Source organism: Chitinimonas naiadis (assembly GCF_054780835.1).
The window spans coordinates 567,203-581,523 of sequence record NZ_BAAGVO010000004.1 but is presented as its reverse complement, the minus strand read 5'-3'; the positions used below and the strand labels follow the sequence as shown (position 1 = coordinate 581,523).

16 protein-coding genes are annotated in these 14,321 nt (G+C 61.6%); 12 read left to right on the top strand and 4 right to left on the bottom strand.

Annotation, left to right across the window (positions count from 1 at the left end; translation table 11 throughout):
- Positions 1 to 18 precede the first annotated feature (18 nt).
- The 12 genes from tmk (at position 19) to ACYVHK_RS08565 (ending at position 11,369) form a co-directional block, all read left to right on the top strand.
- Complete coding sequence (tmk, locus tag ACYVHK_RS08620) at positions 19 to 657, top strand: dTMP kinase (protein WP_460529909.1); 639 nt, start codon at positions 19 to 21, stop codon at positions 655 to 657.
- The gene (gene holB, locus ACYVHK_RS08615; protein WP_460529906.1) at positions 657 to 1,664 is read left to right on the top strand and encodes a DNA polymerase III subunit delta'; all 1,008 of its coding nucleotides are present in this window, start codon (positions 657 to 659) and stop codon (positions 1,662 to 1,664) included. The genes tmk and holB overlap by 1 nt, the downstream gene beginning before the upstream one ends.
- A 9-nt stretch (positions 1,665 to 1,673) precedes the next feature.
- Positions 1,674 to 2,051: a PilZ domain-containing protein gene (locus ACYVHK_RS08610; RefSeq protein WP_460529903.1), complete on the top strand. Its 378-nt coding sequence runs from the start codon at positions 1,674 to 1,676 to the stop codon at positions 2,049 to 2,051.
- A gap of 184 nt (positions 2,052 to 2,235) precedes the next feature.
- Entirely contained in the window at positions 2,236 to 4,635 is a 2,400-nt protein-coding gene (locus tag ACYVHK_RS08605; protein WP_460529900.1) for a penicillin acylase family protein, read from the top strand.
- A gap of 86 nt (positions 4,636 to 4,721) precedes the next feature.
- Complete coding sequence (locus ACYVHK_RS08600; RefSeq protein WP_460529897.1) at positions 4,722 to 5,498, top strand: TatD family hydrolase; 777 nt, start codon at positions 4,722 to 4,724, stop codon at positions 5,496 to 5,498.
- Positions 5,495 to 6,259 (top strand): MBL fold metallo-hydrolase, encoded by a 765-nt coding sequence (locus ACYVHK_RS08595; protein ID WP_460529894.1) that lies wholly within the window; start codon positions 5,495 to 5,497, stop codon positions 6,257 to 6,259. Before ACYVHK_RS08600 ends, ACYVHK_RS08595 begins: the two co-directional genes overlap by 4 nt.
- A 122-nt stretch (positions 6,260 to 6,381) precedes the next feature.
- A complete protein-coding gene (locus ACYVHK_RS08590) occupies positions 6,382 to 7,701 on the top strand; it encodes an NAD(P)/FAD-dependent oxidoreductase (RefSeq protein ID WP_460529891.1) in 1,320 nt (439 codons plus the stop codon).
- A 218-nt stretch (positions 7,702 to 7,919) separates the two neighbouring features.
- Positions 7,920 to 8,291: a 30S ribosomal protein S6 gene (gene rpsF, locus ACYVHK_RS08585; protein ID WP_460529888.1), complete on the top strand. Its 372-nt coding sequence runs from the start codon at positions 7,920 to 7,922 to the stop codon at positions 8,289 to 8,291.
- Between the two features lie 13 nt (positions 8,292 to 8,304).
- Positions 8,305 to 8,607, top strand: a complete 303-nt coding sequence (priB, locus tag ACYVHK_RS08580) for a primosomal replication protein N (protein WP_460529885.1) — start codon at positions 8,305 to 8,307, stop codon at positions 8,605 to 8,607.
- 38 nt (positions 8,608 to 8,645) lie between these two features.
- Positions 8,646 to 8,873 carry a 30S ribosomal protein S18 gene (gene rpsR / locus ACYVHK_RS08575; protein ID WP_284196645.1) on the top strand — a complete coding sequence of 76 codons (228 nt, stop codon included), beginning with the start codon at positions 8,646 to 8,648 and terminating at the stop codon, positions 8,871 to 8,873.
- Positions 8,874 to 8,888: 15 nt separating this feature from the next.
- Positions 8,889 to 9,335, top strand: a complete 447-nt coding sequence (gene rplI / locus ACYVHK_RS08570) for a bL9 family ribosomal protein (RefSeq protein ID WP_460529880.1) — start codon at positions 8,889 to 8,891, stop codon at positions 9,333 to 9,335.
- Positions 9,336 to 9,530: 195 nt separating this feature from the next.
- A complete protein-coding gene (locus ACYVHK_RS08565; RefSeq protein ID WP_460529877.1) occupies positions 9,531 to 11,369 on the top strand; it encodes a GGDEF domain-containing protein in 1,839 nt (612 codons plus the stop codon).
- 60 nt (positions 11,370 to 11,429) lie between these two features.
- Here the strand turns inward: ACYVHK_RS08565 and ACYVHK_RS08560 are convergent, their stop codons facing one another.
- The 4 genes from ACYVHK_RS08560 to ACYVHK_RS08545 all read right to left on the bottom strand — a co-directional run bounded on the left by ACYVHK_RS08560 (position 11,430) and on the right by ACYVHK_RS08545 (position 14,270).
- Complete coding sequence (locus tag ACYVHK_RS08560) at positions 11,430 to 11,897, bottom strand: tRNA (cytidine(34)-2'-O)-methyltransferase (RefSeq protein WP_460529874.1); 468 nt, start codon at positions 11,895 to 11,897, stop codon at positions 11,430 to 11,432.
- Positions 11,898 to 12,023: 126 nt separating this feature from the next.
- Positions 12,024 to 12,524, bottom strand: a complete 501-nt coding sequence (locus ACYVHK_RS08555) for a cupin domain-containing protein (RefSeq protein ID WP_460529871.1) — start codon at positions 12,522 to 12,524, stop codon at positions 12,024 to 12,026.
- A 44-nt stretch (positions 12,525 to 12,568) separates the two neighbouring features.
- Positions 12,569 to 13,255, bottom strand: a complete 687-nt coding sequence (locus tag ACYVHK_RS08550) for a ComF family protein (protein ID WP_460529868.1) — start codon at positions 13,253 to 13,255, stop codon at positions 12,569 to 12,571.
- A gap of 112 nt (positions 13,256 to 13,367) precedes the next feature.
- Entirely contained in the window at positions 13,368 to 14,270 is a 903-nt protein-coding gene (locus ACYVHK_RS08545; protein WP_460529865.1) for a LysR family transcriptional regulator, read from the bottom strand.
- Positions 14,271 to 14,321: the final 51 nt, after the last annotated feature.

The window sequence follows — 14,321 nt, the reverse complement described above, 5'->3', positions numbered from 1 at the left end:
TGTCTGGAACCCGATTTCATGTCCCCTACGTCCCGTGGACGCTTTATCTCCCTCGAAGGCCTGGATGGCGCGGGGAAGAGTACGCACCTGAGCTGGCTGACCGCCAGGCTGAGCGAGAGTGGCATCGACCATGTCGTGACCCGAGAACCCGGCGGTACGCCATTGGGCGAGAAGCTGCGTGAATTGCTGCTGCATGAAGCCATGCACCTCGAGACCGAGGCGCTGCTGATGTTCGCCGTACGCCGCGAGCATCTGGCCCAGGTGATCGAGCCTGCCCTGGCGGCGGGCCGCTGGGTGGTATGTGATCGTTTCACCGATGCGACCTATGCCTATCAGGTTGGGGGGCGCGGGCTGGCGCTCGACAAGTTCGGTGCACTCGAACAATGGGTGCAGGGCAGGGGCGACAGCTTGCTGGAGCCCGATCTCACGCTGCTGTTCGATGTGCCGCTCGAAGTCAGCCGTGCACGCCTGGCCAATGGCCGGGATCTGGATCGTTTTGAGCGTGAGCAGGATGCCTTCTTCGAGCGGGTACGCTCGGCCTACCATGCGCGCGCCGCTGGCTCCCAAGGGCGGCTACGTGTACTCGATGCCAGCCAGTCGGTGGCGGAAGTACAGGCAGATCTGGTCAAGGTTCTTGCCGGTCTGGGGGTGGGCTGATGCTTTTCCCCTGGCAGCACGCAGATTATGAAGCCCTGATTGTTCAGGGTGAACGGTTGCCCCACGCCTTGTTGCTGACCGGCGAGCCGGGCATCGGCAAGCTTGCGTTTGGTCGCCACCTGGCGCAGGCCCTGCTGTGCGAGTCGCCCTCCGCCGTAAAGCCATGCGGTGCATGCGATGCCTGCCGTTGGTTCCTGGCGGGTAACCATCCGGACTTCCGGGAGCTTGCGCCGGCGGCTGAGGAAGAAGGTGACGAAGACGGCAAGGGCAAGAAGAAGGCCTCGGCCTGGATCTCGGTCGATCAGGTCCGCGAGCTGAATGACTTTGTCCATTTGAGCGCCCACCGGGCTGGTCGCCGCGTCACGCTGGTCCAGCCGGCGGAAGCGCTGAATCTCGCTTCGGCCAATGCCTTGCTGAAAACGCTGGAGGAGCCACCTGCAGGTGCGATGTTCATCCTGGTCAGCCATCAATGGCGCCGGCTGCTGCCCACCATACGTAGTCGCTGTCGACGCCTTGCCTTGCCGGTGCCTGCACGTGACGCTGCGCTCGCCTGGCTGGCAGAGCAGGGCTTGGCCGATGCCGAGGCTTATCTGGCTGAAGCGGGCGGTGCACCGCTGGCTGCCATGGAACGTGCCGATGCAAGTGTGCTGGCTGCGCGCCGGGCTTTTCTGACCGAGCTGGCCGAGCCGCGAAAACTCGATCCGCTGGCGCTGGCGGAACGGCTGGACAAGCAGAAAGTGGAGGTCACACGGGTTACCGACTGGCTATCGCGCTGGTTGCATGATCTGGCGCGCTTGGGGATGGCACAGTCTGTCCGCTATTATCCCGACGAAGCTAGTCGTCTTGCGCCATTGGCCCAATCCCTGGACCCGATCCGTTTGATGCGCTATCACGATACCGTGCTGGAGGCCAAGAAGTTCGCCAGCCACCCGCTCAATGCACGTCTCGTCTACGAGCAGCTATTGTTCGGTTACCAACAGGCCGTCAGAGCCGTGAACAGAGGGTAAAAGAAACTTATGTCCGAAGCGCCAAAACCAGCCGCCCCCGCCGCACCCCGTACTGGCGGCGTGCTGTCGCTGAGTATCAAAGAAAAGGCTGGCTTGTTCGCCGCCTATATGCCCTTTGTCAAGGGCGGTGGCATCTTCATTCCCACCGCCAAGGCATACAATATTGGCGACGAAGTCTTCATGCTATTGCAACTAATGGAAGATCCCGCCCGTATCGCGGTTTCCGGCAAGGTCGCCTGGATCACCCCGGGCGGTGCCCACGGCAACCGCACGCAGGGCGTGGGTGTGCAGTTTTCCGATAATGAAGCAGGGCAGCAGGCGCGTATCAAGATCGAGGGCTTGCTGGGCGGTGCCTTGCAGTCCAACCGCACCACGCACACTATGTAATAATGTTGTACAGAAGTACCACAAAGGCCCGGCATTGCCCGGGCTTTTTGCTGGCACCATCAGGGAGAGCTGGACACCTTGTCCTTAAAACAAAGCGTCAATGATACGCTGCGCTACTTTGGCTCGCTTCTTGCCTGTGTAGTGATAAGGATGTCCGGCCTGTAAAAACAAACAGGGTGCAGTCATGCAATACAGCAGGGGGCGGCGCTGGGCGCTGCGATTTGTACTGGGTCTTTTGTTGCTCTGCCTGATGGCAGTGCTGGCGCTATGGCTGTTCCTGCGCGGCAGCCTTGCTACGCTGGATGGCGAGGTCAAGGGGCAGGGCCTGCACGCGGTAGTGACCGTTACGCGCGATGGCTTGGGTATCCCCACAATCATGGGACAGGACCGTGATGATGTGGCCTACGCCACTGGGTATCTGCATGCACAGGATCGTTTCTTCCAGATGGATCTGATGCGCAGGGTTGCGGCCGGCGAACTGGCCGAACTGATTGGCGCGCCTGCGCTCGATGTGGATAGGGAGCATCGCTTTCATCGTTTCCGTGCCCGGGCCGAGGCCGCACTCAAGACCCTGTCGGCAGATGACCTGCGACTGCTGGATCGCTATACACGTGGGGTGAACGATGGTCTGGCGGCATTGACTGCCAGGCCGTTCGAGTACGGCCTGCTGCGCACCCAGCCCCAAGCCTGGCAATCGGCCGATACCCTGCTGGTGGTCTGGGCCATGTATTTCGAGCTGCAAGGCAACCTCGAAAAGCGCGAATTGGCCCGCGGCTGGTTACGCGAGCACAGCACCCCCGAGCAACTGGCCTATCTGCTGCCCGAAGGCTCGGTCCATGATGCGCCGCTGGATGCCCTTGGGCTTAGCGTGCCGCAGCTGCCAGCACCGGCCAGTGCGCCGGATTGGTTTGGCAAGCCGATAGAGGGCAAGCGCGCCGCACTGGATTTTCGCAGTTCCGTGGGCAGCAATAACTGGGCAGTTGCCGGTAGTCGTAGCGAGCATGGTGGCGCCATCGTGGCGGATGACATGCATCTCGGGATACGCCTGCCGCATATCTGGTACCGCGCGGTGTTGCAGTACCCCGAGGTGGCCGGCAAGACGCGCCGCATCATGGGCGTGACGCTGCCGGGTGCGCCGTTGGTGGTGGTGGGCAGCAATGGCCAGGTTGCCTGGGGCTTTACCAATAGCTATGGGGATTACCTGGACCTGATCGAGGTCGACCGCGACCCGGCCCAGCCTTTGCGCTTCCAGTTGCCGGCAGGCTGGGAAGAGGTCAAGGCCCGGCATGAGTCGCTGCTGGTCAAGGGGGCGCCTGCTGCCGAAATGACGGTGCTGGAAAGCTCGCTGGGCCCGATCCGCGAGGTCAATGGGCGCTATTATGTCGTGCACTGGGTGGCTCACGAGCCTGGGGCCGTCAACCTCAAGCTACGCGGGCTCGAGCAAGCCACGGATCTGGCGCAGGCCCAGGCGGTCGCCAAGGTGACAGGCATGCCGGCCCAGAATATGACGGCCGGGGACAGTGCGGGTCATATTGGTTGGACCATCGCCGGTCCGCTGCCGGCCCGCGACGCGACGTCTGCGGTGACCTATCCCTACCGGGCTGATGACATAGGCCTGGGCTGGCAAGGGTTGCGCCCGGCCAGCGACTACCCGCAAGTGAATGATCCGGTGGGTGGTCAGCTCTGGACCGCCAACAACCGCCAGCTGGCGGGTGCAGACTATCGCAAGCTGGGGGATGGCGGGGCCGATATGGGCGCCCGTGCCCAGCAGGTGAGAGATGACCTGAGCGCCCTGGGCCGGACCAGCGAGAAAGGTGTCTACGAGGTGGGTCTCGATGACCGCGCACTGTTCCTGTTCCAATGGCGCGAGCGGGCAATCAAGGTGCTGACCGACTCCGCCGTGGCGAGCCGACCGCAGCGGGCGGAATTCCGTCGCCTGTTGCAGGAAACCTGGACTGGCAGGGCAAGTGTTGATTCGGTGGGCTATCGCCTGACCCGAGGCTTTATGCACGCGCTTTACGATGAGCTGTTCAGTGGCGTCGACCAGCAGATGGGTGCCGTGTTCGAAGGCGCAGACTACGCCCGGGCCAATCCGCGCTGGGCCGCTGTCATCGCCCGGATGATTGATGAGCGCCCCAAAGGCTGGCTCGCGGATGGCCGTAGCTGGCAATCCTTGGAGCTGGCCGCCATAGACAGGGTGATTGCTGACCTCACCACCAATGGCCGGCAGCTGTCGGAGGCAAGTTGGGGTACCCGCAATACGGCAAAGATTGCCCACCCCTTTGTGCGCTTTATGCCGGCGCTCAAGACCTGGTTGTCGGCGCCCGAGGACGAGCTACCGGGTGACGAGAACATGCCCCGTGTTGCCGGCCCGAATTTCGGACAGTCACAACGCATGGCCGTGTCGCCAGGCAAGGAAGAGCTGGGCATATTCAATATGCCGGGCGGCCAGAGCGGGCACCCGCTCAGCCCCTATTTCCTGGCGGGGCACGAGGCCTGGGTAAAGGGGGAGGCGACCCCCTTCCTGCCGGGGCCGGCAGCACATACGCTAAGCCTGGTTCCCCAAGGGGCCTCAAGCCAGTAGGCCCCACCTCAAGGAACGCGATAAACTCGGCGGGTGTGCGGCTGTTCCAGGCTGCACACCCGCATTCACTTATCTGCTGAAACCTGATGTTCATCGACTCTCATTGCCATATCGACTTTCCTGAACTCGCCGAGCGTGCCGACGAGCTGATGGCCGCCATGCGCGACAACCGGGTGAGCCATGCCCTATGCGTATCGGTCAACCTGCCGCACTGGCCCAATGTGATCGCCATGGCGGAGCGTTATGCGCATGTCTATGCCTCGGTCGGCGTGCATCCCGACTATGAGGACGAGGTTGAGCCCACGGTGGAGCAACTGGTCGAGCTGGCTCGGCACCCCAAGGTCATCGCTATTGGCGAGACCGGGCTGGATTACTACCGCTTGCAGGGCGATCTGGAATGGCAGCGCGAGCGTTTTCGGGTCCATATCCGGGCTGCGCGGGCCACTGGCAAGCCGCTGATCATCCATACCCGCAGCGCATCGGAAGACACGCTGCGCATCATGCAGGAAGAGCGTGCCAGCGAGGCCAGCGGCGTCATGCACTGCTTTACAGAATCGCAAGCCGTGGCGGATGCCGCCATTGCTCAGAATTTCTATATCTCCTTTTCCGGCATCGTCACCTTCAAGAAGGCGGAAGAGCTGAAGGAGGTAGCACGCACCATTCCGCTCGAGCGCATGTTGATCGAGACCGACTCTCCCTATCTGGCGCCCGTGCCATTTCGCGGCAAGCAGAACCACCCGGCACTGGTGAAGCATGTTGCAGAGCACATCGCCGATCTGCGGGGGATTTCGGTCGAGGAGGTCGCGGCGGCCACCACGGCCAACTTTGCCCGCCTGTTCAAGCTGGAGGGTAGTCTGGCGTGAGCACCGATCTGCTGATTCTTGGTTGTGGTTCCAGTGCCGGCACGCCGGCCATTGGCTGCCGTTGCGCGACCTGTACGTCGTCCGACCCCAGGAACCGGCGTACTCGTGCCTCCAGCATCATCACCACCCAGGGGCTTAGCTTCCTGATCGATACCGGCCCGGACCTGCGCACCCAGGCCTTGCGCGAGGGACTGACCAAGGTCGATGCGGTGCTCTACACCCATCAGCACGCCGATCACATGAATGGTATCGATGACCTGCGTGCCTTTTGCTATGTGAACAAGGCGGCATTGCCGGTGTTTGGTAGCGACTACACGATGGCGGATATCCATGCCCGCTTTCACTACACCACGCTCCCACCCGGCCCCTGGTGGGAGCTGCCGTCCTTGCAGACCACGCCCGTGCATGGGCCTTTCTGCCACCGTGGTGTCGAGATCACGCCGATTCCACTGTTGCACGGTCGCTGGCCGGTCTACGGCTATCGCATCGGTAAGGTTGCCTACCTGACCGACGTATCGGAAATCCCTGAAGCCAGTTTCGACTATCTGCACGGGTTGGACCTGCTTCTGCTCGATTGCCTACGTGAACAGCCTCACCATACCCATTTCGGTGTAGCGCAATCCTTGGCCGCAGCCGATCGTATCGGCGCCAAGCGTACCGTGCTGATCCACATGACCCACGAGCTGGAGTATCACGCGCTCTCGGCCCGCATGCCGGACGGCATCGAGGTCGGTTACGACGGCATGCGTCTTTCGGTGTAATCGTCCATCGCCGACACCATCGGTATATGTCGGACATAAGCAACCACGCCATCCGTACTTGGGCCAGGGCATACGCCGCAGGGTAGAATGGCGCTCGTCCAATATATTCAACGGAGTGGTGTATGGCGGATGACAGGCGATGTCCACGGATCGTGATCGTCGGCGGTGGTGCCGGCGGTCTGGAGCTGGCAAGCCGGCTGGGTGACCGTTTAGGTAAGAAGGGCAGGGCGGAAGTCGTCCTGGTCGATGCCAACCGTACCCATATCTGGAAGCCCCTCCTGCATCAGTTGGCTGCCGGTAGCTACGACAGCCATGCCGAAGAGATCGAATACCTGGCGCAAGCTCGCTGGCATCACTTCCGGTTCCGCCAGGGCCGCCTTGCCGACCTGGATCGAGAAGCGCGCGAGATACTGATCGCGCCACTCCTGGATAGCGAAGGGCGGGAGATCATTGCTGCCCAGCGCCTGGCCTACGATTATCTCGTACTGGCCGTTGGCAGCCAGACCAATGACTTTGGCACGCCGGGCGTGGCAGAGCACGCGATCCGCCTTGATAGCCCCGAAGCCGCCCGGCATTTCCACGAACGCCTGATTGACGCTTGCCTGCGCGCGCACAATCTCCCCAAGGAGGCTGGCCGCGGCCGCATGACGGTGGCCATTATCGGTGCCGGTGCCACGGGTGTGGAGCTGGCCGCGGAATTACACGCGGCGGCTCAGGTGTTGGTCAGCTTCGGCCTGGATCATATCGACCCCGACAGCGACCTGAAGATTGTCCTGGTCGAGGCCAGCCAGCGCATCCTTGCCGCGCTACCGGAGCGCTTGTCGCAGGCAGCGGCAGTCGAGCTACGCAAGCTTTCCATCGAAATACACAGCAATGAACGGGTGGTCGAGGTCAGCGAGGCCGGCGTCCGCATGGCCAGTGGCACGTTCATACCCAGCACCCTCACGGTCTGGGCTGCCGGTATCAAGGCCGAGGATTTCCTCAAGGAGATAGGCGGTCTGGAGAGTAATCGCATCAACCAGCTGGTGGTCGAGCCCACGCTGCAGACTACCCGCGACGAGCGCATCTTCGCCTTCGGCGATTGTGCGGCCTGCCCCAATGGCGCTGGCGGCTGGGTGCCAGCACGCGCCCAGGCGGCACATCAGCAGGCGGATCTGCTGGCGAAGAACATCGAACGGGCGCTGGCGGGCAAGCCACTCAAGGCCTTCACCTTCCAGGACTACGGCTCGCTGGTGTCGCTCGCCAGTTATTCCTCGGTTGGGTCCTTGATGGGCAGCCTGGCCAAGGGCAGCCTGTTCGTAGAGGGTCAGCTTGCCAAGCTGATGTACTGGGGCCTGCACAAGCAGCATCAGGTTGCCTTGTCGGGTTGGACCCGGACGGTGCTGATTACCCTGTCGGAATGGCTGGATCGGGTACATCGGCCGAAAATCAAACTCCATTAGGCAGAGGCTTGGGGCGTGAAGTTTGCGCCCCCGCCCCGCCCACATTGGGGGCGACTGACCAGGTTGCCGGACCAAATTGGCGCCGAAACCAAGCAGTCAGCAGCTAAACACCTGATTTCCTTGCTCTGTGCGGATATTGCAGGCTAGAATGCCCGGCTTTCCACCCTTGCCTGACCGTTACCGCATGACGGCAGGCTGATAATCCGCAAGGAGATCACATGCGACACTACGAAATCGTGTTCATCGTGCATCCCGATCAAAGCGAGCAAGTGCCCGCCATGATCGAGCGATACAAGACGATGATTACCAACGACGGCGGCAAGATCCATCGCCTCGAAGACTGGGGCCGTCGCCAGATGGCTTACCCGATCCAGAAGATGCACAAGGCACACTACGTGCTGATGAACATCGAGATCGGTCAAGGCACCCTGGACGAACTCGAACACGCGTTCAAGTTCAACGACGCCGTGCTGCGCCACCTCACCCTCAAAACCGAGCAGGCTGTTACCGAGCCTTCGCCGATGATGAAGGAAGAGAAGTCCAAGTCGCTGTCCACGGCTCCTGAAGCCAAGGAAGCGGCAGCAGCCTGATTAGGTCCGAGGCTTGAGCGCGCGTAACCAGGTCGTGGCACACGGCCAGGTACTTGACCTCCAGCCCTTGCGTTACACCCCGGCCGGCATTCCGGCGGTCGAATTCAGGCTCATGCATGAATCGACCCAGGCGGAAGCCGGGACCGAACGGAAAGTACAGTGCGAAATGCCCTGTGTCTGCCTGGGTGACAAAGCAAAGGGTCTGGCGAGTCTGTCGGACGGTGTGGAAATCCTGGTAAAGGGTTTTCTGGCCGGACGAAGCCAACGCTACAAGCACAGCCTGGTTCTGCACATTACCGACTGGAAGCGCGCCTGAGCGCAGCTCCCGCAGTTTTCTGAATTCAAGAGGTCATCATGTCCCGTCATCTGTTCAAGCGCCGCAAGTTTTGCCGCTTCACCGCCGAAGGCATCAAGGAAGTTGATTACAAAGACGTCAACTTGCTGAAGGATTTCATCAACGAGAACGGCAAGATCATCCCGGCTCGTATCACCGGTACCAAGGCTCGTTATCAGCGTCAGCTGTCCGACGCTATCAAGCGCGCTCGTTTCCTGGCGCTGATGCCTTACACCGACAAGCACTAAGCCGGAGCCGCCAACATGCAAATCATTCTGCTCGAAAAAGTCGCTAACCTCGGCACCCTGGGCGATATCGTCAAGGTCAAGGATGGCTACGCCCGTAACTTCCTGATCCCGCAAGGCAAGGCCAAGCGCGCAACCGACGCTAACCTGAAGGCTTTCGAAGCCCGCCGCGCCGATTTGGAAAAGCAACAAGCCGAAATCCTGGTCGCTGCCCAGGCTCGCGCTGAAAAGCTGACCGACTTCGCAGTCACCATCGCCCAGAAGGCCGGTGTTGATGGTCGTCTGTTCGGCTCCGTCACCAACCACGACATCGCCGAAGCCGTTACCGCTGCTGGTGTGCCCGTGGTGAAGATGGAAGTTCGTCTGCCGGAAGGCCCGCTGAAGGCTATCGGTGAGTACGAAGTTGCTCTGGCTCTGCATCACGACGTCGTCGTGAACGTGAAGATTGTCGTCGTCGGCGCCTAAGCCCACTACGCTGCTTCATGAAGAAGGGGATCCGGCTTTGCCGGGTCCCCTTTTTGTTTTATGGTCGGCTATCGGTTAGGCCCTACATGCTCCATAATTCTGGCGGCATGGGCTGCGTGTAGCACGGATGCGCCTTTGGCGGGCGAACCGGCTCGCCTTGACCCAGTTGCTAACAGATTCATCTCAAGCGAATAAATGAGCAATCCGCTGACTAATCCTACCGATATTGCGCGCGAGACCCTCAGGCAGCTCGCGCTGCGCCGTATTGCCCCGACGCCGGAGCATTACGAAGAGCTTTATCACGAAATGTCGGACGGGAAACCCCGGCAGCGTAGCAATGGCAACGGTAACGGCAACGGCCATCCGCTAGTGACGGAGCTCACGGCGGTACTGCGCCAGTTCCCCAAGCAGACGCCGGAGCTGCAGCGTGATGCAGCCCTGATTGAAAAAGCCGCCGGCAAGGGAGAGTGGGTCAATATTCCACCTATCCTGCTTGCCGCCATCGAATCCCAGAATGGCCAGGCGGCATTGACCCGTGCCTGGTCCGAGCTGATCCGCGAGCTGATTACCCAATGGGACCTGCGCAGCCCCCATTTCAGCCACTCCCGCAAGCAAGAGTCGCTGGCCAAGGTGCTGCTCAATTTTGGCAACTACCCCAATCTCTTGAACGAAAAGCTCGCAGCGCTGGTGCGGAGCTGGTCGGATGGTTCGGGTGGCAGTGGTGATATCGATGTACTCGAGACCGCAGATGCACCGGAGGCCGCCGCTGTGGCGACGCTGGCGGATACGGCCAGCGCAGCCGATGCCAGGGTAGGCAAACTGGGTGACTGGGAGCTTTGGCGCGACCTGCTGGCCAAAACCCTGCGCATGGGCTTGGCCGAACGCCTGCCTGATCATCCGGATCTGGCCGAAGAGGCTAGTAGCCTCGCGCTGGCTGCCGAGACGGTCGCGAGCGAGCAGGGTCTCAATTTCCTGGCTCAGCGCTTGAAGAAGTTCTGGATTCAGCTCGAACTCAAGAGCGAGCGTGAGGGCCGTATTACCAATGGCCTGGTCAATCTCCTGATGCTCCTGAGCGACAACCTGGTGGCGCTGTCGGGCGAGGACAGCTGGGTGCAGGGCCAGCTGGAGGTAGTGCGCGACATCCTCTCCAAGCCGCTCAGCATGAGCCGCCTGTACGACGCCGAAGTCGGTTTCAAGGAAGTGGTCTATAAGCAGGGCATGCTGCGGCACAGCCTGGAAGAAACCCAGGAAACGCTCAAGGGCATGATCTCGCTGTTCATCGACCGCCTGGGCGGCATGGCGGATTCGACTACCGGCTACCACGACAAGATCACCGCGTATGCAGAGCGGATCGAAGGCTCGCAGAACATTGTCGACCTCAAGCACCTGCTGGACGAGTTGATGCAGGACACCCGCTCCATGCAGCTCGACATGGCGCGGTCGCGCGAGGACCTGATCACCGCACGTACTGCAGCGGAGGCTGCGGACAGCAAGGTCAAGGAGCTCGAAGCCGAATTGCGCGCCGTCAGCGAGAAGGTGCGGGAGGACCAATTGACCGGTGCCTTGAACCGCCGCGGGTTTGACGAAGCGTTTGCGACCGAGATCGCCCGTGTCTCCCGTAGCGGCAAGCCCTTGTGTCTGGCGCTGCTGGATATCGACAATTTCAAGAAGCTCAACGACCAGCGTGGCCACCAGGCAGGTGACGATGCGCTGGTGCATTTGGTGACCGTCATCAAGGATGTGCTGCGTCCCACCGACGTGGTGGCGCGTTATGGCGGCGAGGAGTTCGTGGTGTTGATGCCGGAGTCGGTGTTGAGCGAATCCGCCAATGTGATGCGGCGCGTGCAGCGCGAGCTGACCCGGCGTTTCTTCCTGCATAACAACGAGCGGGTGTTGATCACGTTTTCCGCCGGGGTCACCCGCTACATCGACGGTGAGCATCCGGAGGCGGCGACCGAGCGGGCCGACCAGGCCATGTATGAGGCGAAGAAGTCCGGCAAGAACCAGGTCATCATCGCCGAGCCCCCGCCCTGAAGGGGCACAACACAAAGGGCCGCAATGCGGCCCTTTGTTGATTGCGGTGTCATCCGTGCGCTAGATCAGTCCGCCAGCGAAATCGTGCTGGCGCCACGCCTCGAAGACTGTGATCGCTACCGCGTTGGAGAGGTTGAGGCTGCGGTTATCCGGCCGCATGGGCAGCTTGATCCGGCGGTCGGCGGCAAAGCCGTCGCGCAATTCAGCCGGTAGGCCGGCTGATTCCTTACCGAACAGAAAGGCATCGCCCGGTAGATAGTCGATCCGGTCATAACGGGTCGATCCCTTGGTGGTCATGGCAAAGATTCGGCGGCCGGCAAAGTGTGCCGCGCATTCCGTCCAGTTCTCATGCACCCGCATTGCGGCGTACTCATGGTAGTCGAGCCCAGCTCGTCGCAGTTTGGCGTCCTCGAGTGGAAAGCCCAGCGGCTTGACCAGGTGCAGCTCGCAACCGGCGTTGGCGCAAAGGCGTATCACATTGCCGGTATTGGGCGGGATTTCGGGTTCAAAGAGTATGACGGCAAACATGGTGGCAACGGCTCGACAAGCCGGTGTGACCGACAAGCCACACCGTGATTAGACAAAGCCGATAGTGTATTGCAGCCGCGGCCTGGCCGGGCGTTTCAACGGCGATTCTGTGTGGCTGGGCATGCGTTAGCGCTCTTCCTCGCCATCCGGTAGGCCGTTATGCGGGCCGAGGATCCGCGCTGGCATATCGGCCCAGAGCATGTCGCCGACCTCGGCATTGCGCTTGGGGTGCAGGGGGTAGCGGATCCGGTTGTCTGCCCGGTTGGTATCGCCCACCACGAGCAGTCGTACCGGCTCGGCGGTATTGTTGATGAAGGTATGGGCCAAACCATCGCCCGGCTTGAAACCGACGGCATCTCCGGGCTGCAGGCGGTACAGCACGCTATCCAGCCAGACATCGGGCGTACCTTCGATCACATAGGCAAATTCTTCCTCGGTACTCTCCGCATGCGGCCAAGAGGTGCGGCGACCCGGCAGCAATAGTTCATGGTGTATGCCCAGGCGTTGAAAGCCAAAGGTGCGGCCGAAGGGTGAGCCGATCGACAGCAACTCCGTGCTGCCCGGGTAATGGCGATCATCGGCGCCCTGGATTTCACTGTAGTGGCGTATGCATTCGGGACGCTTCATGGGTCTTCCTTCGTGGGATTTATCGAACTACCTGATAGACAGGGCTACGGTGTCCGCGCCAGCACCCAGCAATCCACCTGACGGGCCCCGGCTGCCTTCAACGTCTTGGCCAGCTCGTTGAGGCTGGCACCGCTGGTCATCACGTCATCGACGAGCGCAAGGTGTCGTCCAGTCACATCAGCTTGGACCTGGAATACTCCGCGTATGGCCTTGTGTCGCTCATCCAGCGGCAGACTGGCCTGTGGAGGCGTCAGCCTGGTACGTACAACCGCATCGGACAGCAGCGGCAGATCCAGAGCCCGTGATAGCTGCCGTGCCAACTCGTGTGACTGATTGAAGCCCCGCTCCCGCAAGCGGGTAGGGTGCAGCGGCATGGCGAGCAGGGCATCCGGCCGGACTGCCGCCTTTGCCTTGGCGATCAGGCCGGCAGCGAGGGGCTTGGTAAGCACCAACTGCCCGGCATACTTGTAGGCGGGGATCAGCCTGTCCACCGGCCAGGCGTAGAGCCAAGCGGCCGACGTACTGTCGAAGGATGGCGGCGACTGCATGCATGCGCCGCACAGATTGCCTTGTGGCGTGGGAATGGCGCAGCGGGGGCAGCTGGCGTGCATCGCCCAGGGCAATTCCTGCTGGCAGGGTTCGCATATCCCCGCATCGCCACTATCGGCCAGGCAAAGTACGCAGCTTTGGGGTAATAGCCATGCCAGCTTGCCTTGCGGGGTTATCTGCATCGTTTGCCTGGAGTGGGAGTGGTCGTTGCCGAGCGTATCGGCATCCGCCTTTTCTTCGGTAGTCGGCAGTGTAGATGGCTCCTTCGCACTTTGTCTGCGGCACTGCGAGCGGCTAGCCAGCCGGGTGTCTTTCCGCATCCAGTGGCAAGGCCTTCTCCATTTCGCGACGCAGCCATTTCACAAAACGGACTGTCGGCTCATGCTCCGGTGCGCCTGGTGCCAGTGCCAGGTAATAGGCGCCTCTGGCCGGGACCCAGCGCTTTACCAGGCATGCCAGTTTGTCCCGCTGCAAGGCATCCGCGACCAGCAAGCGGCGCCCAAGCGCAATGCCGTGGCCATCCTCGCAGACCTGCAGCAGCATGGCGGAGTCGGTGATGGTAATGGCCGGGGTGGCGAGGGCGCTCGTCGGGACGGCGGCGGTTTCCTCCGTGTCTGTCCAACGGTCCCATCCATCAAAATCGTCCATCAGTAGCCGGGCTGACTCACCCGGATGCTTGTGCCCATAGCCCGGCTGGGCGACAGGTGACAGCCATTCTTGCGCCAGCAGATAAGGCGTGGCGTATTCCGACTCGGGCCGGCAGTAGCGGATGGCCAGATGAAAGCCTTCCGCCACCAGATCCAGCACTCGCTTGTCAGCATGCAATAGCAGGGCGATGTCGGGATGGTCGTTGCTGAACGAAGCCACGCGCGGGAGCAACCAGCGCGTCAGGAGCGACGGTGGTGCGGTGACGTGCAAGGTGTGGGTGGCGGTTGCGCGCAGCTTTCCAACGGCGGCGGAAAGTCTCGCCAGGATTTGCTCTGCCTCGGGCCGGAAAACCAGGCCTTCCGGGGTGAGCTGCACCTGCTGCCGTCCTTTGCGTGCCAGAAGACGTACGCCCAGCACTTGCTCCAGCTTGGCCAGTTGCTGGGAGACAGCGCTATGGGTAATGCCCAGTTCATCGGCCGCTGCGGAGAAGCTCAGGTGCCTCGCTACCGCCACGAAGACGCCGAGGGATTGCGTGCTGGGAAGTCTCATGGTTCCAATTTAGTCAGTTTTGCTAACAGAACAAGTCCTTTTGCTAACCCT